The 20,572-nt window shown below is 60.9% G+C and carries 22 protein-coding genes and 2 pseudogenes; 13 read left to right on the top strand and 11 right to left on the bottom strand.

The genetic code is table 11. The annotated features are described in order from the left end of the window. Positions 1–457: 457 nt before the first annotated feature. Together istB (ACVIJ6_RS38200) and istA (ACVIJ6_RS38195) are read right to left on the bottom strand one after the other, a co-directional pair. Positions 458–1,294, bottom strand: coding sequence for an IS21-like element helper ATPase IstB (gene istB, locus ACVIJ6_RS38200; protein ID WP_409880753.1), 837 nt, complete (start codon positions 1,292–1,294; stop codon positions 458–460). Next, positions 1,197–2,820, bottom strand: a pseudogene (gene istA, locus ACVIJ6_RS38195) (IS21 family transposase). Before istA (ACVIJ6_RS38195) ends, istB (ACVIJ6_RS38200) begins: the two are co-directional and overlap by 98 nt. Before the next feature lie 353 nt (positions 2,821–3,173). Between istA (ACVIJ6_RS38195) and ACVIJ6_RS38190 the strand changes: the two are divergent. Together ACVIJ6_RS38190 and ACVIJ6_RS38185 are read left to right on the top strand one after the other, a co-directional pair. Then, complete coding sequence (locus ACVIJ6_RS38190) at positions 3,174–4,427, top strand: hypothetical protein (RefSeq protein WP_409880748.1); 1,254 nt, start codon at positions 3,174–3,176, stop codon at positions 4,425–4,427. A 72-nt stretch (positions 4,428–4,499) separates the two neighbouring features. Then, the gene (locus ACVIJ6_RS38185) at positions 4,500–5,057 is read left to right on the top strand and encodes a transcriptional regulator (protein WP_456777196.1); all 558 of its coding nucleotides are present in this window, start codon (positions 4,500–4,502) and stop codon (positions 5,055–5,057) included. Positions 5,058–5,142: 85 nt separating this feature from the next. On the opposite strand, the gene ACVIJ6_RS38180 is transcribed toward ACVIJ6_RS38185, so the two are convergent. The 5 genes from ACVIJ6_RS38180 to ACVIJ6_RS38160 all read right to left on the bottom strand — a co-directional run bounded on the left by ACVIJ6_RS38180 (position 5,143) and on the right by ACVIJ6_RS38160 (position 9,450). After that, positions 5,143–5,295 (bottom strand): hypothetical protein, encoded by a 153-nt coding sequence (locus ACVIJ6_RS38180; RefSeq protein ID WP_409881110.1) that lies wholly within the window; start codon positions 5,293–5,295, stop codon positions 5,143–5,145. Further along, on the bottom strand, positions 5,292–6,803 hold the full coding sequence (locus ACVIJ6_RS38175; protein ID WP_456777195.1) for a hypothetical protein: 1,512 nt from the start codon (positions 6,801–6,803) through the stop codon (positions 5,292–5,294). The genes ACVIJ6_RS38180 and ACVIJ6_RS38175 overlap by 4 nt, the downstream gene beginning before the upstream one ends. Before the next feature lie 7 nt (positions 6,804–6,810). Next, a complete protein-coding gene (locus ACVIJ6_RS38170; RefSeq protein WP_456777194.1) occupies positions 6,811–7,827 on the bottom strand; it encodes an SIR2 family protein in 1,017 nt (338 codons plus the stop codon). Next, positions 7,827–8,390, bottom strand: a complete 564-nt coding sequence (locus tag ACVIJ6_RS38165; protein ID WP_250174163.1) for a hypothetical protein — start codon at positions 8,388–8,390, stop codon at positions 7,827–7,829. The genes ACVIJ6_RS38170 and ACVIJ6_RS38165 overlap by 1 nt, the downstream gene beginning before the upstream one ends. A 646-nt stretch (positions 8,391–9,036) precedes the next feature. After that, positions 9,037–9,450: a hypothetical protein gene (locus ACVIJ6_RS38160; protein ID WP_028132973.1), complete on the bottom strand. Its 414-nt coding sequence runs from the start codon at positions 9,448–9,450 to the stop codon at positions 9,037–9,039. Between the two features lie 182 nt (positions 9,451–9,632). Here ACVIJ6_RS38160 and ACVIJ6_RS38155 point away from each other — a divergent pair, with 182 nt between their 5' ends. Both ACVIJ6_RS38155 and ACVIJ6_RS38150 read left to right on the top strand, forming a co-directional pair. Then, the gene (locus ACVIJ6_RS38155; RefSeq protein ID WP_250174164.1) at positions 9,633–10,496 is read left to right on the top strand and encodes an HNH endonuclease; all 864 of its coding nucleotides are present in this window, start codon (positions 9,633–9,635) and stop codon (positions 10,494–10,496) included. Between the two features lie 145 nt (positions 10,497–10,641). Further along, entirely contained in the window at positions 10,642–11,190 is a 549-nt protein-coding gene (locus ACVIJ6_RS38150) for an NYN domain-containing protein (RefSeq protein WP_049819827.1), read from the top strand. 26 nt (positions 11,191–11,216) lie between these two features. Here the strand turns inward: ACVIJ6_RS38150 and ACVIJ6_RS38145 are convergent, their stop codons facing one another. Together ACVIJ6_RS38145 and ACVIJ6_RS38140 are read right to left on the bottom strand one after the other, a co-directional pair. Then, positions 11,217–11,783, bottom strand: coding sequence for an ImmA/IrrE family metallo-endopeptidase (locus tag ACVIJ6_RS38145; RefSeq protein WP_028132971.1), 567 nt, complete (start codon positions 11,781–11,783; stop codon positions 11,217–11,219). A 7-nt stretch (positions 11,784–11,790) separates the two neighbouring features. Continuing rightward, a complete protein-coding gene (locus ACVIJ6_RS38140) occupies positions 11,791–12,252 on the bottom strand; it encodes a hypothetical protein (RefSeq protein ID WP_245269292.1) in 462 nt (153 codons plus the stop codon). Between ACVIJ6_RS38140 and ACVIJ6_RS38135 the strand changes: the two genes are divergently transcribed. From ACVIJ6_RS38135 to ACVIJ6_RS38095, 9 genes and pseudogenes are all read left to right on the top strand, one after another. Further along, entirely contained in the window at positions 12,251–12,469 is a 219-nt protein-coding gene (locus ACVIJ6_RS38135) for a hypothetical protein (protein WP_080672068.1), read from the top strand. The two genes, ACVIJ6_RS38140 and ACVIJ6_RS38135, sit on opposite strands and share 2 nt — an antisense overlap. A 2-nt stretch (positions 12,470–12,471) precedes the next feature. After that, a complete protein-coding gene (locus ACVIJ6_RS38130; protein ID WP_028132969.1) occupies positions 12,472–12,735 on the top strand; it encodes a DUF1883 domain-containing protein in 264 nt (87 codons plus the stop codon). Positions 12,736–12,749: 14 nt separating this feature from the next. Beyond that, positions 12,750–13,172, top strand: coding sequence for a nucleotidyltransferase domain-containing protein (locus ACVIJ6_RS38125; protein WP_210164223.1), 423 nt, complete (start codon positions 12,750–12,752; stop codon positions 13,170–13,172). A 215-nt stretch (positions 13,173–13,387) separates the two neighbouring features. Next, positions 13,388–13,561, top strand: coding sequence for a hypothetical protein (locus ACVIJ6_RS38120; protein ID WP_210164222.1), 174 nt, complete (start codon positions 13,388–13,390; stop codon positions 13,559–13,561). Further along, a complete protein-coding gene (locus ACVIJ6_RS38115; protein ID WP_049819826.1) occupies positions 13,558–14,010 on the top strand; it encodes a DUF6602 domain-containing protein in 453 nt (150 codons plus the stop codon). Before ACVIJ6_RS38120 ends, ACVIJ6_RS38115 begins: the two co-directional genes overlap by 4 nt. A 163-nt stretch (positions 14,011–14,173) precedes the next feature. After that, positions 14,174–15,705 (top strand): annotated as a pseudogene (istA, locus tag ACVIJ6_RS38110) (IS21 family transposase). A gap of 11 nt (positions 15,706–15,716) precedes the next feature. Beyond that, positions 15,717–16,460 carry an IS21-like element helper ATPase IstB gene (istB, locus tag ACVIJ6_RS38105; protein WP_012041725.1) on the top strand — a complete coding sequence of 248 codons (744 nt, stop codon included), beginning with the start codon at positions 15,717–15,719 and terminating at the stop codon, positions 16,458–16,460. A gap of 355 nt (positions 16,461–16,815) precedes the next feature. After that, entirely contained in the window at positions 16,816–17,046 is a 231-nt protein-coding gene (locus ACVIJ6_RS38100; protein WP_049819825.1) for a hypothetical protein, read from the top strand. Positions 17,047–17,096: 50 nt separating this feature from the next. Then, complete coding sequence (locus tag ACVIJ6_RS38095) at positions 17,097–17,519, top strand: hypothetical protein (RefSeq protein WP_028132967.1); 423 nt, start codon at positions 17,097–17,099, stop codon at positions 17,517–17,519. A gap of 6 nt (positions 17,520–17,525) precedes the next feature. Here ACVIJ6_RS38095 and ACVIJ6_RS38090 read toward each other — a convergent pair whose 3' ends face one another. Both ACVIJ6_RS38090 and ACVIJ6_RS38085 read right to left on the bottom strand, forming a co-directional pair. Then, complete coding sequence (locus ACVIJ6_RS38090) at positions 17,526–17,855, bottom strand: hypothetical protein (protein ID WP_028132966.1); 330 nt, start codon at positions 17,853–17,855, stop codon at positions 17,526–17,528. A 27-nt stretch (positions 17,856–17,882) separates the two neighbouring features. Then, positions 17,883–20,570, bottom strand: a complete 2,688-nt coding sequence (locus ACVIJ6_RS38085; RefSeq protein WP_028132965.1) for an AAA family ATPase — start codon at positions 20,568–20,570, stop codon at positions 17,883–17,885. Positions 20,571–20,572: the final 2 nt, after the last annotated feature.

Here is a 20,572-nt window from a genome sequence, read left to right as displayed (position 1 = left end):
CGGTGCGTCGACCGATGATTCTTGAAACACTTGGAAGGATAGCGGACGTGAAAGCTGTTGCGATAAACCCCGTGGAACGACGGATCGTTGTCGAGGACGTGGATCCGACGCCGGCCGCACTCAGACGACTGTGCGGGCCTCCCCGCCGTGTCCTGGCTACGCTACCCAATGGGGATGTCATTCTGGCGGCGGAAGGCGAGGAGGCGGACGCGGGGTTTTCGGTCGGAGGGTCGAAAGCTATCCGTAGTCCGGCGATCGTCCTCGGCCGGCACGATTCCTTTGGGGGCCGTACCGCCCCACGGTCGAGTGTCGAATTGCTTGCCGGTCTAGTACGCTGGGTGAACCCGGCCCCCGCTCCGGAGCCGGAGCATTCGGACGATGCCGTCACCGTGATCGTTGTGGATCCTGAAATCGGTTTGATCGATCACGCCGATATCGATCGCAATGCGGCCGGCTGTCAATCGGCTCCCAAATTTGACCCTTCATCGGCGTCCAATTTTGACCCCTTCGTGCGGCGGGCTTTGCTGGTAGCGCTCGTCTCGTCGGAGCTGGCCGGGATAGCGGAGGCGAGACGAGCGCGGGTGGCGTGATCGTCGTCTCGGCTTTTGAATCGCCAGCTATCGTTGCCGGTCTCGACGATGTCGCAGTGATGGGTCAACCGGTCGAGCAACGCGGTGGTCATTTTGGCGTCGCCGAACACGCTCGGCCATTCGCCGAACGCGAGATTGGTGGTCACGATGACGGAGGCGCGCTCATAGAGCCGGCTGATGAGGTGGAAGAGAAGCTGGCCACCGGACTGGGCGAAGGGCAAATAGCCGAGCTCATCCAGCACGATGAAGTCCATCCGGGTCAGATGCTCGGCGAGCCGACCTTGCCGTCCATTGCGGGTCTCGGTCTCGAGGCGATTGACGAGGTCGACTACGTTGAAGAAGCGGCCGCGGGCACCGGATCGGATGCAGCTTCTGGCGATGGCAATTGCCAGGTGGGTTTTGCCGGTGCCGGTGCCGCCAACCAGCACGACGTTGCGTTGTTGGGCGATGAAGCCGCCACCAGCGAGATCATTGACGAGAGTCTGATTGATCGGCGTGCCGTCGAACTGGAAGTCGGCGATGTCCTTGGCAAGCGGCAGCTTGGCAATGGTGAGCTGGTATTTGATTGACCTGGCTTGCTTCTCGTTGATCTCGGCGTTGAGCAGGTCACCGACAATGCGCTGAGGTTCGTGCTGGCGCTTGACGGCAGTTGCCATGATCTCGTCGAAGGCAGCCTTCATGCCGTAGAGCTTGAGTTCGCCCATGAGGTCGAAGATTTGGGTTCGTTCCATCAGATGGTCCTCCGGAGGTTGTCGTAGCGGGCACAATCGGCGATCGGCGCATGACGGAGCGTCAGTGCGGCCGGCGTCATGATGTTGGCCGGTGGGGCGGGTTCACGTTGACGGGCCAGAATATTGAGCACGACATCGGCGGAATGGACGCTGTGACTGAGCGCTTCGGCACAGGCTGCTTCCACCGCGGGCAGACCGTCCGTCAGCACCGCGTTGAGGATGTCGACCATCTGCCGATTGCCATCGTCGGTGCTGGCAAGCTTGCGCCGGATCCGCTCGATCGCAGCCGGCAGCACCCAGTCTTTGAAGGGAGCGCCGTTGCGCAAGGCGCCGGGTTTGCGGGCGAGCACCGGCACATAATGCCAGGGATCGTAGACGGTATCGCCGCGGCCGAAGGACCGCGGGTGCTCGGCAACGATGCGTCCATCCTGACGGATCACGATGCGATCGGCATAGGCTTGAACCTCGACCGGTCGTCCGACTGCGCTGGCTGCGACCGAGTACTTGTTGTTGTCGAAGCGCACCAGACAGGTCTTCGAGACCGATGCCGTCACCGCATGGAAGCCGTCGAAGCGGCCGGCATAGGGAACGAGTTTGGGGCGTTCGGCTTCGAACACTTCCCAGATCGTCTGATCGGCCAGCTCCGGATGGCGATGAGCCTTGGCGTAGGCGATGCATTTGTCGAGCAGCCAGGCGTTTAACTCGTCGAGGTTTTTGAACCGCAGCCGCGGCGTGAAGAAGCGTTCCCTGACCAGCCCGACCTGGTTCTCGACCTGCCCCTTCTCCCAGCCCGACGCTGGCGTGCAGGCGACCGGATCGACCAGATAGTGGCTGCACATCTGCAGGAAGCGGCGATTGTAGAGACGCCCTTTACCGACGAAGATCGTCTCTACGGCGGTCTTCATGTTGTCGTAGATGCCGCGGGTGCAGGTGCCTTTGAACAGGGCGAACGCCCGGTCGTGGGCGTCGAACACCATCTCCTGCGTCTCCCGCGGATAGACCCGCACGAACAGCATGCGACTGTGACAGAGCCGGACATGAGCGGCCTTCACCATCACCGTGGTGCCGCTCAGCAAGACCACCTCGTGGCTCCAGTCGAACTGGTAGGCTTCGCCTGGCGCAAAGCACAGTGGGACATAAGCGGCAACGGTCGATTGCCCGCGTTCTTTGCTCCACCGCCTGGCGTAACGCCGCACGGCATCATAACCGCCGTCGTAGCCACCCCCGCGCAGCTCTTCGAAGATCCGGATCAGCGTCAGCTGTTCACGAGCCGGTTTGGTCGTGTTCGCCGCCAGCAGCCTATCGAGCTCCGATGCCCACCGCCCTAGCTTTGGTCGTGGCTGCACCTGCCGCTCGTACTCGAAGGAGGTCTCTCCGGACCTCAGCACCTTCCGGACCGTGTTCCGCGACACCTTCAGGTCGCGGGCGATCTCCTTGATCGTCTTGCCCTTGATGAAGTGCTCGCGCCGGATCCGGGCAATCGTCTCCACGATCAGCATCCCCCACCACCTGCTTCGTTCCAAAGCAGGCAGCGCAACAGACCAACCTGTAGGGGGTCAATTTTGGACGCCGATCCCCCGGCTTAGGGGGTCAATATTGCAGGCCGAATGACACCCGCGCGCAGCATCCTCCATATATGATTTGCCACTTTGATAAAGAGAACGTTCAATCTGCTCGGATCAGAGTGTCTGGAGCTTTGAGACACCGCTGAAGACGTCGTCGGATAGCCGGCTCGGTCAATGGGTTGGTGCTGAGTATGTGCGGGATATCGACGGCATTTGCTCTGGACAGGGCGAGCGCGCCCGGCCTCGCTTAGCGGGGCAAGGTCGAGACAGACGTGCCGGAGTAGCTAATGAAAATCTTCTGGTCGTGGCAATCGGATCATGACGGCAGGATATCGCATTATTTGGTCCGCGATGCCCTTCAATCGGCGATCGCGAAGCTGCGCGTGCCCGAAGACCTTGAGGAACCCAGCGAGGCGGAGCGCCGCTTGAACCTCGAACTCGACCACGACACGAAAGGCGAAACCGGCTGGACCGATATCGCGGATTCGATCTTTCGGAAGATCGACAACGCGGCCGTGTTTGTTGGGGACGTAACGCCGGTAGGAAAGTCGAGCCGAAAGGAGAGGGGAAAGCGGCCGCGTGCGATGATGAATCCGAACGTCGCGATCGAGCTAGGTTACGCGATTAAATCGCTCACGTGGTCGCGCTGCCTGGGTGTCATGAACCTCGCCTATGGAGACATCGACGACTTGCCGTTCGACATACATCGAACGCGTAGCTGGCCGGTCACGTACACGCTGTCTGAAAACGCGTCGAGCGAGGAAGTAGCGGACGCCAAGAAAAAGCTGGCCGAGGCGTTCTATCTGAAGCTTCGACCGTTCCTGGCGAAAGTTCGGCCTAAAGCCGAGGAACTATTCGAGCGGATGCCCGCCGTAAGACCACCGGCGTTCTGGTTCGAAGCGGGCGCGTCATTGGGCACGCGTCGTGACGATGTCACCTACACTATGTCGGCGGAAAGTGTCCTTTTCCTCCGCCTTATTCCGACGGATCCTAAGCAAAGGCTTATTCCCCACGATCTGGCGGGGCAGATGGCGAGCGCGTACGGCTCCTTCGACGACTTCGGCAATCTGTTCATTCTTCGCAACGACGACGGCGCCGCTATGTGCGCGTTGAGTGACGACAGGGGCGAGGTAGAGAATATCGCTCAGTATTTCAACAATGGAGAGATTTGGGCCATCAACGCCGACATTGTGCGAATTGGACGCAGAGGAAACAACAAGTACCTGATTATGCCCCATGTCGAAGATGTCTTCCGAAAAAAGCTGCCGACGTTCGTCGCCGGCATGTTGAAAGACGGTGGTGTCAAGCTGCCCATAACGGTGATTGGCGGAGTCGCTGGCGTTAGGGGCCAAATGCTGGCGTGGAATGGCGTTGGCGAGTCTGGCTACTCGAAGATGATCCGGAATGATGTCGTGTTCGAGCGCAACCTCAACAGCGCCGATCAGGCAGCGATCGACGAATATTTGTTGGGATTGTTCGAAACTATCTTCGAAGCGTCCGGCAAGCCTAGGCCGCCGAACTTCCATGGCTTTCCGAAATGAGTTTATCGCTTCGTACACGACTACACCGCACCAAATTCCAGGACGACCTGATACGACCACATGGAGGTTGCCTTGAACGAGAAAGCCCCAGAATGGCTTGAGGCCTACGCAATTGGCCGGGACGAGATTTGGGAGAAGGACCCGCACTTCAAGGGATTTTTGGCTGCGCTTCAGGAGCTGAACAAGGAAACCGACCGCGGCGTCGCTTTGGTCGCAACATCCTTTCTGGACAAGTTGCTCATGGACATGTTGGCCGCCTTCCTCATCGAGAACGCCAGCGCCAAGGCTCTTCTGTCAGGCTTCAACGCGCCGTTCGGCAGCTTCAGCACGCGGATAGCCGGATGCCTTGCCATGGGACTCATCACTGACCTCGAAGCGCAGCAATGCGACACCCTGCGCAAGGTACGGAATCGGTTCGCGCATGAGGTCGAGATGGACTTCAACACCGACAGCGTGAAGGCGCTCTGCAACAATCTCTTGGTGCCCGAGCGAGACAAAGATGGCGACGCCCGAAGAAAATTCATGTCGGGAGCGATGATGGCTCTTACTGCTCTGCTCAACCGTCCTCACGAAGTCGGCAAGCGAAGGTTGACACTGGGCGAGTGGAGATCTTCGCTGGCATCGGCGTGAAGGGTTAGACAACAGCGTTCCCGTTCAGCGTGTCCTCGACCTCGGTACGGCCTATGCCGGCGTGGTTTGGCCTTGAGCTGAGTTTCTAGGGTACCTGATACAGGCCTGACACGCGCTGCTCGTTGATTGCAGATTCGCCGCGCAGCTTGGTCAGCGCGGCGAGCGCATTTGCTCCAATGGTGGTGTAGGCAGGATCGCCAGCTCCTTGGCGTCCCAGCTCCAGTGCCTTTTTGATCACCGACCGCAGCTCAAGGCCCGAAGCCGCTTGAACATCTCGTAGAATTCGTGGGGAGTAACCTTCGACAAAAGGGCAATGTCCTCCTCGTTCCAGCCGTGGTCCTTGGCGATCTTGAAAAGCACCTCCGCTCGATCTCGGGTGTCCGAATAAGAGTTGTACCGGTTGGTTATAGCGGTCCGCAGGTCGGGATCCTGCACCGAGAAACCCCCGCTCCGAATATCGTAGAACCCGCGAGGCTGGTCCTTATTGGCCTCCAGCCAGTCGTCGAGTACCTGCTGGGCATCTGCAGGTTTGCCCATACGCTTGAGGAACATGATCGCGCCATCCACATAGTTGATCGGTGTATGGTCGGGGTAGGTCTTCACCGCGTGGATAAGGCCTTTGCAAACCTCGTCCATGTTATCGTCGAACGAATCGCGGTAGGCGTCCCAAGGTCCTTGGACGGCGTGGCGCAGGCTGTCATTCTTGTAGTTGTCGTCCAGCTTCCTAGCTTCTTCGATGAGCTCGTCACTATCGATGAAACCTTTCTGGATGCCATCCAGCAGAACGCGGTCGAGGGCATCCACTAGTCCGAACGGATAGGCCTCAAGTAGGTCGTCCAGCTTCTTCTGGTCCTCGGTGAGCTTTCGGTCGTTTAGTGCATAGCGGGACTTGTAGCGTTCGTTGAGCGTGTAGCGCAGCAGTTCGTCCTGCTTGGCGTAAACGCACCAACCGAAGAGAACCAAACTTGAGATCGCCTGCGCCAAAACACGCGGGTCAAAACCGGTGAGGTGAGGGCGCACATCGCTTACCAGCCGCTCGATTTTCTTAAGGATGCGGATGTTGGCGATCTCAAGCTTCTGGCAATTCTCCCGCATCAATTCGTCGGAGGTCTCGGTACCCTTGAAGGCGATCTGGCACGCCTCCGCCGAGGTGGGTTCAAAGAGCAGGGAGGTGTCTATGACCTTCTCGCTGTATTTATCGAAGGCTTCGCGATCACCGGTCTTGTCCAGCTCATCTTCATTCAGGATGAGGACGATTTTGCATTTGCGCCGTTCCTTTAGGAGGGAAGCGAGCCCGAGGATGTCGATTACCCGAAGCTTCTCGCCCTTCCGCTCAATATCATCGATGCCGATGATGTAATTGCGCACGGACAGGAATGCGGCCTGCTCGGCGATGGTGGTAAGACCTGGCTTGATGACCCCGAGAGCCTTCGCGCCGAACGATTTGAGGTTTTCGCCCAACGTCTCCATCGTCGGGCCCGTAGCGATGCTCGCTATCGGAATGGCATTCTCGAAAGTCGAGAGTTTGAAGCGGTCGAGGGTATCGAGGCCGAACAAGGAGACGTAAGAGTACGACTGGAGCGCAACATCCTTGCCCACCTCTTTGAGTAGGTTCTCCCACGTGTAGGTTTTCCCGACACCCCACTTACCACGGATGCAAAGCACCTCCGGCGTGGGGTCCTTGAGAAAGCGGATGATTTCCTTGTGGAGCAGGACGAGGGCTGTCGGCTTTTCTTTTCTAGCCATGGACTACCTAAAGGGCGGTAATGCGGGTAATGGCCATTCGGCCGTCATGGAAGAAGCGTTCGAGTTTCATCAGCTCCACCATGTCGCGACCGGATAACGTGTTCCGTATCGATCGCCTGGAAGCGCCTACGATTGCATTCTTGATCTGCTGCCCGGGATTGACCGGTAGGGCCGGATTGGAGCCGATGGCCTTTGCGCCGTCAGGCCCAATCAGAAACAGCTTGAGGCTGCGCTTCTCGATGGCATTGAATATCACCCGGTTGATATGTGCATCGGCAAAGCTGTAGCCAATCACCATGAGGCGGGCCATCGGCATGTTGAGCCACCACTCGAATTGCGCGTGGTAGGCTTCAAGAAGCGGGTGTTTGCCGATGTCGGCTTCCTTATCCCCGCCCAAGATCAGCATCATGTCCCGACCGTCCTTGATGTCGATCGAGCCGTTCAGCTTGTAATAGGGCTGTAGATTACGCGTGGGCGAAAAGTCGTCACCGGCCTTGAACAACGGAATTCGAGAAGCGAGGGAGCCAAACGTCAGGGTGTCCATGGCCGGCACCAGCCCAGGACGGTGGGCGCCGACGTTCCGTGGACCCTGATAGGTGTTCTTCGCAAAATCAGTATCGGTCACAACCGGCAGGTAGTGAGTCTCGAGCAAAGTATCTTGGTTAAGTGTGAAAATCGCGTCGAATCGCATGAGAAAGCGAATGACGCCAAGCCGCGGGTCTTCAAACGCCTCGTCGAACTTCGATTGGCTAAACGCCAGCCACATGTCGCCAAACATGCGCCGGACGGCGGTGGTCAAGTTGCGCAGGTCCTGCTCCCCCTGTGGGGTATAGTTCTCCTCGAACTCCTTCCTCAACCGAGCAAGGGTCGCTTCGAAGCCTCGGTGCTGGTCGGCCCACAGGATCTTGCGAAGATTCTCGTCGTCCTCGGTAACGCCCAACAGGTATTCGAACGCCTCACTCGCGAGGTATCCGCCCCAGTTGTACGAAAAGCCGGCGCCGGTCAGCAAAATGTGGGGGATCATCATTTCTTTCGCTGGGCGGGATCGAGATGGGCGGGAAGGGGCGGCAAGGCAGGAATCTGCGAAATCGCGAACATGCCTTCCTCGAGGGCCGCGTGATGGATGTTGGTCGCGATGTAGTTCGACAGCTTGTGGCCGAAGTCGAAGTATTCGTTCAGATCGTCGGCAACCTGCCTGATCTCCTCAAGAGAGGATTGGATGACGCTGGTGTTGCCCTGACGAGAAATCGAATAAATGGCCGTCCTGTTCTGCCAAGCCTCGACCATATTCGAGTGGACCAGCAAATTGCGATTGGTCGTCAAAATACCCATGGCCTTCAGGTAATGCTTCGTCGCCGCGGCCGCATCTTCCGGCCAATCAACCTGGCTCATAAAGGTTTCGATGAGGCGGACGCGGTCGCTCGGGTTCGTCCGGGCTGAAATGACCGCGGCCTGGCGCTCCTTGAGGTTTGCGACCGCTGCAAGCATCCAAACGTGGGTCAATTCAAACCGCGCATAGTTGATACTCACGACCCCCAGCGCATGCACGCTTTCTGCCGGAGCGACTTGATATCGGGGCCAGCTCATCAGTCCTCAACCTTCAAAAGCCGCTTTATAAGGCAGGTTGAGATGGCGAAAAACAGCCGGGTACCAGGGCCGGAGTGGAGAGGGGTCGCCACCGCCGTGAGCGGTTCAACACCGAATTCGGCAGGTTCTGGATAAGATGGCGCTTCCGCCTTGAATCTGGGATGCAGGGCTGCCTGACCGCCAATCAAGGTCCGACGCGGACTCAGAACTCGAAGGTCGCGGGAGCATTCCGGTCGCAGCCGTCAGCGCCGCCAGAGGACCAAGGGTCCGAGCCTTGCCGCTATCGCACGGTAGCTGACCGCGCGATAGCGACCAACAAGGCCGAGCGCCGTCGGCGACGCACAGCTGCAGAGGCGTCTCTGCTAGGCCCGAGGGATCGGTTAGACAGCCCAGCCGCGTGCCAAATTTCAGTCTCGTTTTGAGATAGTGTCCAGGCCAACAGGGAAGACAGCGAATCCCAAAAGCTCTGTCTAATCAATCGAACCCCGTGCCAAACTGGAAACACGGCCGTGCCAAAATCACGTGTGTACGACATCGATGATGAACATGTAATTGAAAATATTAATGAATCCGTATTCGCATAACATAGATTATGGAATATATTCCTATTTTCCGAACGCCGAAATTCGCCACTTAGCTGGGTTTGTTACGACGCAGCCGCTTGTCTTCGCCGGATAGCGTCGCGTCGGCTTCGTTTCCGCATGCGTCGAACTGGAGCGATCGAAAGCATCGGTGACAGTGTCGTGGCTGGCGTCGGCTCCTCGACCGCGCGGACATCAGGCAGCTCCGTTGCTTGTTGGGCCAGTGCGGGCCGAGCCTCCATGATCTCGAGAACCGCGCGTCCCTTATCAGTGATACGCCAGCCGCCGTTCAACCGATCGATGAGACCTTGGGAGAAGATGTCCAGGTCAGGCACGCGGGCTGCCAATCGCTTCGTCCGTTCGGCCCAGTCCCGTCCGCTGGTCGCCAGAATCGCCATATCGCGCTTGATGTCCTCCATGACGGCGAACCCGTCTGGATAGCTGACCAGCACCTTGAGAACCGTCACCTGGAAGTTCACTGCCCCACCCGTACCCGGCTTCCGCGAACTTACTTCCCCTACATCTTAGGGGCATTCGATAACTCCGTCGACTCACGACATTCACCGAACTCACTAGCAACGCTATTCTGACGTGGGCCGATCAGAGCCGCGTCGCGTGGCACTACATCGCGCCGGGCAAGGTCACCGCAACGCTCCGCCTCGTGACCTTGCGCCAATACATCGGCCCGCTGACGCGTTCCGAATTATTTGTGAGTCGGCACGGCCGGGATGCGTGGTATACGGCGCCGATGACCAAACGGCATGTCGGCAAAACCTGCGCCTACTGTGGCACCGCGCCTGCGGAGACGATGGATCATGTCTTCGCGCGGGAATTTCTGCCGGTAAACCGCCGGGCGAACTTGCCCAAGGTCCCAGCCTGCAGGGCATGCAATAACGTCAAGAGCGGCCACGAGCACTATTTGACATCTGTGCTGCCGTTCGCCAGCAACCATCAGGACGCGCTCGTGGTGCTGTCTCATATGGTGGAGCCGCGCCTGAACAGAAATGCGAAGCTCAAGAGCCAGCTCACCGCCGGTCACCGCCAGGAGCTGACGCTCCAGAACGGCATCCTCGTGCCGGCGATGACCCTGCCCTTCGACAGTGACCGGGTTGGCAAGCTGTTCAAATTCATCACCCAGGGGCTGCTCCATCACCATTTCGGGGTGACGCTCGACCGGCAGAAGCACGGCGTCTGGGCAGGCCTCCTCAACCGGCAAGGCGAGGTGGTTCATCGGCAGCTGCTCGCCGGCAATGCCCGCGCCCGCATCAAAGGCGATATCGGCGCTGGCGCTCTTGTTTATGAAGGCGCGCAAGGCGTGGATTTTCCGGAGATGTCGATCTGGGAATTTCAGCTTTTCGGCGGTCTCCGTACGAGTGGTGATCCTCACGAGCCGGAGGCGGCGATCCGGCTGGTCGGCGGCGTGACTGCCTCGCACAGGGTGCTCCAGCTGCTTGATGGCGGCCAAGGCTCCGCATCACCCGCCGTGGTCCAGTCCGCTTCGCGCCAACGATCGTCGAGCGATTAAAAAATGTGCGGCGCCTGGAGGCCGAGTCCTTGCGACGTCGGCACCGCATGCGTATATCAGCGAATCCCCCGCTCGCTCGGGGCATTATTTTTCCAAATCGTTATTTTGATCATTTTTTCACGATCCTCATTGGAGAAGAGCCCGCATGACCACCTATACTTATGTCGACAATTCCAACCTCTACATCGAAGGCTCCCGCGTATCGGCCGTCAAAAAGGGCAAGGCGAAGAACATCGCCGAAGCCATGAGAAACGGCATTGTGGATCACGGTTGGGTGCTCGACTACGGAAAGCTGTACAAATACGTCAGCGGGGAGGACACCGTCGCCAAACTGTGGGGCTCGCCGCCTCCGGGCGACTCATTCTGGAAGATGGTCGACAAGGCCGGCTTCAGGACCCACGTCTACAACAAGAACGCCGGCAACAAGGAGAAGAAAGTCGACGTGGCGATCGCCACGGCCATGATGGATGACGCGTTCAACATCATCGACAAGGACAACGACGATATCCTGCTGGTTGCCGGGGACTCGGATTATGTGCCGGTTGTCGCAAAACTCATCGAGCGCGGCTTCAAGGTCGAGGTGGCCTTTTGGGGCCAAGCCGCAAAGGAGCTCCGCGACACTGCGGCGAACTTCTTCGAACTGGACGGCAAGCTTGATGAATTCACCCGGGCCGCACCGTCCGCGGCTGCGTAGCACCCGCCTGACCGGCCCTCTAAAGTTCAGGCAAAACGGCGACGGTTTGCCACACGCTGGTAGGCACCGGTGACGTTGAGCCGCATCCGGACCAGCGGCTCACTTACGCCGTACATGTCTGAGGCCTTGGCGATCGTCAGCCCAAGCGCCGCAATATGCATGGCGGCTTCATCCGAGACGAGAAGCGCGGGTCCGAGCCAGTTGGCTTCCTCTTCCATTGCCCTGTCGTAATTGCGCATGCCCGACGGGTCGAGGATTCTCATTGGCGGATGCAACAGCAGACCGTGCGCCAGCTCATGGCTGATGTCGGCGGCCTGGCGCTTTTCATCATGGGCGTCGTTGTGGACAATGAAGCGCTCCTGCCCCGCGGCCAAAGTCACCGCTGAAAAGTCCTTCTGGCCGTTCACTGTTCGCAGGTAGGCAACGGCTTCGGGCGCGATCTTGGCGTAGTCACTCAGCGGGAAGACAGGGAATTCGAGATGCTCGGCCAATTGCCAGGGGCAAAGCGGAAGGTGGGGTGCGATGTCCAGCTCCTTGCGGAGGCTGCTCGCATACCAATTTGCTTCGGCTTTGAACCCCCGACGTAAGGCCATTTCCCAGCTATTGCCTTTTCCTGAACTGCTGGTACGCGGCCTTGATGAGCGCCTCCAGTGCCTTGGCGCCCTCTTTCGATAGATTGGGATCGGCGCGCAAATGCGCCGTCAGCTCCGCCAGGGGCTCCCGCGCCTCTTTCGGCTTCTGGACGCCACGGGTGAACTGCTCGGCCTTAAGCCCGGACCAAGCGCAAAGTGCGGCCAGGCTATCCACATCCGGACGGCGCCCTTGCGACATGCGCGTTAGGCTCGATGCCGGCACGCCCGATTGTTCAGCCACCTTCTTCCAAGTGAGATCGCGCGTGATTCGCACGCTGTCGATTGCAGCAAAGAACGCCTCCCCGTCAAATTTTCCTGAAGCCATTAGCCCTGGATCCGCCTGCCTTGATCTCGGGCCCGAATCGGGCCAAAATTGCAATCTAGCAATTGATGCCGTTCTGGCAATTGCCGATTTGGAGATATCAAGCATGTCGAAATCTTCTAAGGGGGGCGGCTCCTACCGCAGCGCAACGACCGGGCAGTATGTGACTCCCAAGTATGGTCGCAGCCACCCGAGCACAACTGTCCACGAGGCCCCCGGCAAGCACGGGTCGAGCGGGCCGCATTACCGCAGCGCGATCAGCGGCCGCTATGTCACGACAAAGCACGGCCAGTCGCACCCAAACACGACCGTTAAGGACAAGTAGCCATGAACTTCATTCACAACGATTTGGGCCATCTCAACGGCGGTGAAGTGGTCGAGGTCAGCCTCGATCACGCCGCCAACGTGCGACTGATGGACGCCAGCAATTTCCAGAGTTACCGCCAGGGCGGGCAGCACCGCTACTTCGGTGGTGAAGCGCGCCAGTCCCCGATCAGACTCCGCGTCCCGCAGTCGGGTCACTGGCACGTTGCGATCGACCTGGGCGGTCGCGCCGGCACCATTCGGGCCGGCGTCCGGGTGTTCTCATAGGCACGGTGTCGTCGATGAACGCGCTCGATTTGTATGGCCTGGCTAATCCTCAAGGCTGGCGCATGATGTCCGAACAGGATTACCTGAATTCCATCTTAGCGCGCGAGCTGGTTGGCACCGGGTTGGCGTCCCCGGCCCTGCTCGTGCCCGGAACGATGGAGCCGGTGCTGCGCCAATGGGCGGGCCGCTTCTTGCTCGACGTCTCGCCCAGCGGCTCCTATGCGAAGGGTACGGCAAACCGCAGCGGCACTGACCTCGACCTCTTCATCTCACTGTCCCCGGACACGCCGGAATCCTTGGCCGACGTCCACAAGACGCTGGTGGTGGCGCTGAAGGCGGCCGGATATCAGCCGCGGCTACAGAACGTCTCGATCGGCATCAGCGTTTTCGGCCATTCCGTCGATCTGGTCCCGGGCAAGCGCCAGAACTGGCTGTAAACGACCACAGCCTCTACAAGCGGCGCGGCGACACCTGGACGAAAACCGATGTCAGCCAGCACATCGAGAAGGTCAAGAACTCGGGGCGCCAGGCCGAGATCAGGCTGATCAAGCTCTGGCGGACCCAGAAGGGGCTGGAGTTTCCGTCGTTCTATCTGGAGCTGGCGGTCATCAAGGCGCTGGAGCTGAAGTTCCTGACCCCGCTCGCCGATAACATGCGGACGATCTTCGCCTACCTGCGCGACAACATCCTGACAGCGCGGTTCGTCGATCCGGCAAACACCAACAACATCATTTCCGACGACCTGACCGTGGCGGAGAAGCAGGCGATCAAGTCCGCAGCCGCCGCAGCGCTGGCGGCGCCATACTGGCGGGACATCGTCGTATGAGCGGCTGGTCGCTCGAGAAACTCCTGGCCGGCCTGCATGGTGAGATCGAGATGCGGCTCCAGCGCAGCCGGGAGGTCATCGGCCACGCCGTCGCCAAAGGCGACGCCTCAGAGGGCATCTGGATCGAACTGCTGACGAATTACCTGCCCCAACGCTACCGCGTGGCCAAGGCTTTCGTCATTGATAGTACCGACACCACCAGCCAGCAACTCGACATCGTCATCTACGACCGGCAATACACGCCGCTGATCTTCAACCAGGACGGCACGTTGGTGATCCCGGCCGAAAGCGTCTACGCGGTGTTTGAAGCAAAGCAATCGATCGATGCCGGCCAAGTCGATTATGCGGCAAAGAAGATTGCCAGCGTCCGCGCCCTGCATCGCACCATGCGGATTCCGATCGATGTCGCCCAGGATTCCGAGATGATCTCGCCCACCATTCCGATTTGAAGTCGCCCACCCGTTCCGAGATGATGTCGCCCACGATTCCGGGATGATGTCGCCCGGGTATCGCAAGAGCGAACCCGGGGTGACGAGACCTCTTCTGGCTCCCATAGGGTCAACCTTTCGGCTTTGCGAAGGGGGACCCTGGATGCCGACGGAGAGGCTTGCGATGCGCCGTGTGCGCGATGTGATCAGGATGAAGGCGGCTGGGCTGCCGAGCCGCGAGATTGCTCGGCGGATGGGCGCGGCGCCCTCGACAGTGCGGCTGACCATCCGGCGGTTCGAGGCCGCAGGCCTGAGCTGGCCGTTGCCCGACGAACTCACGGACGCGGCCCTGGAGGCCCGCCTGTTCGCCAAGACCGGCAACGGTAACCGGCAGGGTCATCGCCGCATCGCCGAGCCCGATTGGGCGGCGGTGCACCGCGAGCTCAAGCGCAAGCACGTGACGCTGTCGATCCTGTGGGAGGAGTACATCGGCGCCGAGCCCGGCGGATACCGGTACTCGCGCTTCTGCGAGCTTTACCGCGCCTGGGAGGGACGCCTGTCGGTGACGATGCGCCAGGCGCACGCGGCCGGTGACAAGCTGTTCGTCGACTACGCGGGCGACGGCGTGCCGGTGGTGGTCGACCGCCTCACCGGCGAGCGGAGGACGGCGCAGATCTTCGTCGCCGTGCTCGGCGCCTCGAGCTTCACCTACGCGCAGGCGACGTGGACGCAGGGGCTCGCCGACTGGATCAGCGCCCATGTTGGCGCCTTCGCGGCGATCGGCGGCGTCCCGGCGCTCCTGGTGCCTGACAACACCAAAGTCGCAGTCATCAAGGCGAGCCTCTACGACCCGCAGATCAATCGCACCTATGCGGAGATGGCCGCGCATTACGGCACGGCCGTCTTGCCGGCGCGACCTCGCAAGCCGCGCGACAAGGCCAAGGTCGAGCAGGCCGTCCTCATCATCGAGCGCTGGCTGCTCGGTCGCCTGCGCCACCGCGTCTTCTACAGCCTCGCCGAGGTCAACGCAGCGATCGGCGAGTTGCTCACCAGGCTCAACGAGGAGCGGCCGATCCGGCGGCTCGGCGTGACGCGCCGCCGGCTGCTCGAGGAGATCGACCGGCCGGCGCTCAAGCCGTTGCCGGCGAGCCCCTACGTGCTCGCCGAGTGGCGGATCCGCCGCGTCAGCCTCGACTACCACGTCGAGGTGGAGAAGCATTATTACAGCGTTCCGCATCGCTTCGCGCGTGCCGAGGTCGAGGTGCGGTTCACCGCCCGCACCGTCGAGATCTTCCACAAGGGCGAGCGGATTGCCGCGCATCAGCGCATGAGGGCAATCACAAGCACACCACCGTGCCGGAGCACATGGCCTCCAGCCATCGGCGCTACGCCGGCTGGACTATCGGGCGTATCCGTCAGGACGCCGCCGCGATCGGGCCGGCAACCAGCGCATTGTGCGACCTCATTCTCGACGAGCGCTCGCACCCCGAACAAGGCTTCCGCGCCTGCCTCGGCATCCTCAGGCTCGCCGCCTCCTATGGGCGCGAACGGCTGGACGCGGCGGCTGCGCGGGCGATCGACATCGGCGCGCGCACCTATGGCTCGGTCAAGTCGATCCTCGCCAACAATCTCGATCGGCGTCCCGCTCACCAGCGCTCCGCGGACGATGCGCCGATCCTGCATGCCAACATCCGCGGACCGCGCTACTACAATTAGGAGACCGTCCCTTGCTCACCCATCCGACCCTCGACCGCCTCAACGCCCTCGGCCTCCACGGCATGGCCAAGGCCTTCGCCGACATCGAAGCCGCCGGTGAGGCTGGCAGCCTCGGTCACGCCGAATGGCTTGCTCTGCTGCTCGAACGTGAAGCCTCGCTGCGGCACGACAAACGGCTCGCCACTCGCCTGCGCTACGCCAAGCTGCGCCAGCAGGCATGCGTCGAGGACATCGACTACCGCACCCCGCGCGGTCTCGACCGCCCGCTGTTCGCCAAGCTTGTCGAGGGCCGTTGGATCGACGACCACGTCAATCTCCTGATCTGCGGCCCGGCAGGCGTCGGCAAGAGTTGGCTCGCCTCGGCGCTCGGCCACAAGGCCTGTCGCGACAATCGCTCCGTGCTCTATCAACGCGTCCCGCGCCTGTTCGACGATCTGGCGCTCGCCCGCGGCGACGGTCGTCACCCACGCCTGTTGCGCGGCCTTGGCCGTGTCGATCTGCTGATCCTCGATGATTGGGGGCTCGAGCCGCTCGATGCCGGCGCCCGTCACGACCTCCTGGAAATCCTCGAAGATCGCTACGGTCATCGCTCCACCATCGTCACCAGCCAGCTCCCCGTGGACCAGTGGCATCTGCTCATTGGAGATCCCACCTATGCCGACGCCGTGCTCGATCGCCTCGTCCACAATGCCCATCGGCTCGACCTCACCGGTGAGAGCCTGCGCCGAACTCGGCAATCCGCCCGAAAGACCTGAGCGCCGTGGACATGCCGCTGCGCTTGGACAACGCAATCGCGTTGTCCACATGCCCACAGCAACCGCAGAAGAAGAAAAAAGGTTGAAGTCGCGATTCCAGATTGACCGCGCGGCTTGACCGATGCCAGAGAACCAGCCGGCCAGAACGCCTCGCCGCTGGGCGAGATCAAATCGGAAAGGTGGGCGACATCGTCTCGGAATCCACGGGCGACTTCATATCGGTACGCCTGGGCGACTTCGTCGGAATCCGCACACCAGCCTGCCAATTCCCTCCGCTGGCGGCCTACAGCCGGCCAAGACGCCGGGGCATATCATCGGCGGCCTGCTGACGTTCGAAAGCGCATGGTCGCCGCCCATGGGCGATCCGCTGAAGAGCGCACTCCAAGCGGCGGCAGCCATTGCGCCGCTGGATATGGGCTGCGTTGCGGCCCACGGCAACTTCTACCGAAAGGATGGCGAAACGGCGATTGAGCCCAGCACCAGGGCAGCAACGGCATTCCTGCTCGAACTGATTGCGCACCTGCAGGCCGAGGCAACGGTACCGATGATCGACATCCGCGCCTACGCGAAGTTCTTGAAAGGCTGATTGTAGCGCAGGACCCGCGTGAGACGGGTCTTTTGCTGAACGGAGGAGTGATGGCCGACGTGGAGACCACGAAGCAGCTGTCAGCATTGCGGCAAACCAAGGCCGCGATCGAGCACCTACATAAGGGCCAGCTTGAATGCGCCATGACGCTGGCAGCCGCGGCCGAAGGCCAACTGCCCGAAGCAACCGTCGAATATTTGTTTCGGCTGCTGCAGCGGCTGAAACCCCAGGAAAACTTCAACCTGTTCATCAACTGGCTGAAGCATCCCACCGGCCCGGACAAGGCGACCATCTCCGAATTTGAAACGGTGCTCGTCATCGCGCGCGCGATTCAGAAGTTCGTGGCGGTCTACGAAGCCTCGTGCAGGGAATTCAACGATTTCAGCGATTGGGCGGTCGCGCAGGGGCACCTGCCAAAACCAATCGTCGAGCCGAAGTATCCAACAGCAAAGAAACCTACCACTGCCAGATAGCAGGGCTCAGTTTGCGGGCCGGTTGACGTACATGATGTACAGCTGGGGTGCGGCCCAGCCTTTGATCTTGCCATCCGTGATGGCCATCTGGCCGGCAACGAAATCAATCGGCTTGAGGTTAGGTGACGACACGAACGGGCAGCCATTCTTCTGCGCGATGTTGTGCGCAATATCCATATTGAGCTTCACGCCAGCGCCGGCAACCTGGTTGAGGTCGGTCCAGAAGTCGTTGGCCACGACCGGAGAGCGGCACAGGAACATGCCGGCGCCATCCGCAAAGCTCGGTGCTGTTCCGCAACAAAGCCAGAGCAGGGGCAGCCAGATCCGCAGCTTCATGTCCGCACCAGAGCTGTCAGCTGACGGTCAATCAAGAACGTCGGCCGCCATCGGCCCCTCTTCATAGGCTTGGCCTTCTTTTTCCAGCGTTTTCCGCCGGGTGTTCGCCGCAGTGACATACGAGCTGAGCTTATCGAAGTCTGCCTTGATATCCGCGAACTTGGGAGGACCAGGCGGTATGCCCGCCGCTTGGTCATGGCCGGAATATTTCGAGCATCGCGTCATGCCGGCATAGATCGCCTCGTAGTCGGACTTGTCGACGTGGGCGGCCCTCAGCCTCATCGTCGCGACATTGGGCCGGAAGCGGCCGACAACGCCGGCGAACAGGATTTCCTCGATCGCGTGCTCCCAGGTCTCGCGCATTTTGGTGTAGACATCCGTCACAAACGAACGATTGGCTTCGTCGGTTTCCGAATACGTTGCCTTCTTCTTTTGGAGCAGGTCGTCGATGATCGACAGCCGCTTGGTCACTCCCATGGAAATCCATGGCTGCTGGTTGTTGTCGATGATCCCGAACCGCCCATCACCGTGCTTGGCGATCCATTCCTCCCGCACGCGCACCTTCAGCTCGTGGGCCGCCTCAAGGACGGCGTAGTGGAAGAACAGGTTGTGCGTGAAGATGATCACCTGCCTGCCGGCAGCGGCCTCCTTCACCAGTCGCCTTGCGACGGCCTCCATGCGAGCGTGGTCTAGCGACGATACCGGGTCATCGACGACGATCCCGTGCCGGGCGCCGACTTCCTTCAGCTCCGCGAGAAAGCCCGCGAGCGCCAGCGCCCGCTTCTCTCCTTCGCTCAGGATGTCGCTGTTCTTGCCGACCTTCTGCTGGGCCTCCAGCCCGATATGAACCTTGCTCTTGCCCACCTCGCCACGGTCGGCGAGCTTGAGCGGCAGATGCTGCAGATCAAGTGCAACGATCTCATCCTGAAGGCTGGTTTGCAGCGACGTGGTCAAAACCTTGCGCCTGATGCGCGTGATGTGGGATGTGACGCTGGCGACGGCACAGGCCGCCGTGCACGCTTTGGTCTTCACGAGCAAATCAAGCGAGTTGCGCCGGGCCACGAACGTCCCGATGTCGGCGGAGAACTTCTTCCGCGCCTCCAGTTCATCCAGCTCCTGCTGGCGCCGCTGACGCTTGGCGGTGTCATCTGCCGAAGGCTTCAATGCCTCGATTTCCTTGGCGAGGACAGCCACTTCGCCCAGCAGCTCGTCAATCGCTGACCGGTCGAGATCTGCGAGACCGCCAAGACGCGCGTAGTCGACGGCCCTGACGGCTGCACAGACCAAGGTGTGACGCTCCTGGCTGGCCGCATAAAACCGCTCCATCCTGTCGGCCAGGGCCTGACGCGGCTTCGAGCCCTCAACGAAATTGACGAGCCTGTCCTTGATGTCCTGACCGCCGGAGATCTTCAGATCGAGGATCGCTTTGGCGATTCCCGCGAACTCGTTCCTCGCGGTCTCGGCATCCGCGTTGGCCCGGCCCTGGACATACTCGTCAAACGCGGCCAAGCGTGCCTTGGCCGGGCCGTCGAGCGGCTGATGGCAGAGGACGCAGGTGCCGGCCGTCGCCAGCTGCGGCGGTTCGGCGGCCGGGTATGCTTCGGCCGCGAAATCGCGCGCGTACATCAGCATCTGACGCCAGGTGTCACTACCCAACTGCGGAACAGCTGATTCTGCCGCCAGGGCGGCAGCGGCGGTCTTGGCGGCCTCGCGTGTCGACGCCGCCTTTTGCTGCGCCTGCTTCAGTCTCGCCAGGCCCGCGTTGCCGATCGCATCGAAGATCGCATCGGCATTGGCTACCAACTCTTGGACTGCCGACTTGCTGGCCTCCTTCACCCGCGTCAGGAGGACCGGGTCACGGCCGAGCTCTTGCTTGATCGCCTGAAGGTCGGCCTCGTCCTTGTCACTCCAGGTCGCCAAAGCCCGCATAGCCTCTTCGCTGGGCAGATGCTGATCCGGCTTTAGGTTCGCCAACAGCGCCGCGATTTTGGTGCGCTTGTCATATCCGAGCGGCAGGGGCGCCTGGTGCGCCTTGGTCAGGCGCGCTTCTTCGGCCTTGAAGCGGCTGTCCAGGGTACGCAGCACCTCAGCGAGATTGGTCAGCAGGGCCAGCTCGAATGGCAGAAACTCGATATTGCGCTCGGCGTCGACATACAGGCCGGCAGCATCGCTGTCGAAGACGGAGATTCTGCCGAGTTCCGGCGGCGGCGCGCTACGATCATCCCAAACCACGGTGCGCTTTTTATCGCCATCGACGCGGAAGGTCAGGGTCACCTCACGGGGATCGGCCGATTCCGGCTCGAATACATTGCCCCGCAACGTCACGTCATGCAGGCAATGGCAGATTTTCTTGGCAATGCGGCAATAGCCGCTCTTGCCCGAACCATTGGGCCCGTAAATGAGCGTCACGCCGTTGATCGCGAACTTCAGCGGCGGCTGCTCGGCGGCCAACCGGTCGATGTTGCGTAGCGGACCAATGGAGCCCAGAACAGTGACCGGCGCGAACCGGTTACCCGCCTTCAGGTGGGTCTTGGTCAATGCGGGCCACGCTGGCGGCTTTTCATTGGAAAGCCCAGCTGCGGTTCGAACGGCCTGCTCAAGCTGGTTGAGTTCATCGGCGTCCAGCGACGGTCTTGCGCTCAGGAGACGGATGGCTTCCTGTTGCCAGAGCGGGCGTGCAGCGCACCAGTCAAACAGATCGTCGTCACCGGCCATGG

Source organism: Bradyrhizobium sp. USDA 4369 (assembly GCF_054056435.1).
The sequence above is the reverse complement of the archived record's forward strand: the minus strand, read 5'-3'. Positions and strand labels throughout refer to the sequence as shown.

Excerpts from the sequence above, each read along its gene's own strand:
- istB (WP_409880753.1), bottom strand. The coding sequence starts at position 1,294 with ATGGGCGAACTCAAGCTCTACGGCATGAAGGCTGCCTTCGACGAGATC.
- ACVIJ6_RS38190 (WP_409880748.1), top strand. The coding sequence starts at position 3,174 with ATGAAAATCTTCTGGTCGTGGCAATCGGATCATGACGGCAGGATATCG.
- ACVIJ6_RS38175 (WP_456777195.1), bottom strand. The coding sequence starts at position 6,803 with ATGGCTAGAAAAGAAAAGCCGACAGCCCTCGTCCTGCTCCACAAGGAA.
- ACVIJ6_RS38170 (WP_456777194.1), bottom strand. The coding sequence starts at position 7,827 with ATGATCCCCCACATTTTGCTGACCGGCGCCGGCTTTTCGTACAACTGG.
- ACVIJ6_RS38165 (WP_250174163.1), bottom strand. The coding sequence starts at position 8,390 with ATGAGCTGGCCCCGATATCAAGTCGCTCCGGCAGAAAGCGTGCATGCG.
- ACVIJ6_RS38150 (WP_049819827.1), top strand. The coding sequence starts at position 10,642 with ATGACCACCTATACTTATGTCGACAATTCCAACCTCTACATCGAAGGC.
- ACVIJ6_RS38145 (WP_028132971.1), bottom strand. The coding sequence starts at position 11,783 with ATGGCCTTACGTCGGGGGTTCAAAGCCGAAGCAAATTGGTATGCGAGC.
- ACVIJ6_RS38135 (WP_080672068.1), top strand. The coding sequence starts at position 12,251 with ATGTCGAAATCTTCTAAGGGGGGCGGCTCCTACCGCAGCGCAACGACC.
- ACVIJ6_RS38140 (WP_245269292.1), bottom strand. The coding sequence starts at position 12,252 with ATGCTTGATATCTCCAAATCGGCAATTGCCAGAACGGCATCAATTGCT.
- ACVIJ6_RS38130 (WP_028132969.1), top strand. The coding sequence starts at position 12,472 with ATGAACTTCATTCACAACGATTTGGGCCATCTCAACGGCGGTGAAGTG.
- ACVIJ6_RS38125 (WP_210164223.1), top strand. The coding sequence starts at position 12,750 with ATGAACGCGCTCGATTTGTATGGCCTGGCTAATCCTCAAGGCTGGCGC.
- ACVIJ6_RS38120 (WP_210164222.1), top strand. The coding sequence starts at position 13,388 with ATGCGGACGATCTTCGCCTACCTGCGCGACAACATCCTGACAGCGCGG.
- ACVIJ6_RS38115 (WP_049819826.1), top strand. The coding sequence starts at position 13,558 with ATGAGCGGCTGGTCGCTCGAGAAACTCCTGGCCGGCCTGCATGGTGAG.
- ACVIJ6_RS38100 (WP_049819825.1), top strand. The coding sequence starts at position 16,816 with ATGGGCGATCCGCTGAAGAGCGCACTCCAAGCGGCGGCAGCCATTGCG.
- ACVIJ6_RS38095 (WP_028132967.1), top strand. The coding sequence starts at position 17,097 with ATGGCCGACGTGGAGACCACGAAGCAGCTGTCAGCATTGCGGCAAACC.
- ACVIJ6_RS38090 (WP_028132966.1), bottom strand. The coding sequence starts at position 17,855 with ATGAAGCTGCGGATCTGGCTGCCCCTGCTCTGGCTTTGTTGCGGAACA.
- ACVIJ6_RS38085 (WP_028132965.1), bottom strand. The coding sequence starts at position 20,570 with ATGGCCGGTGACGACGATCTGTTTGACTGGTGCGCTGCACGCCCGCTC.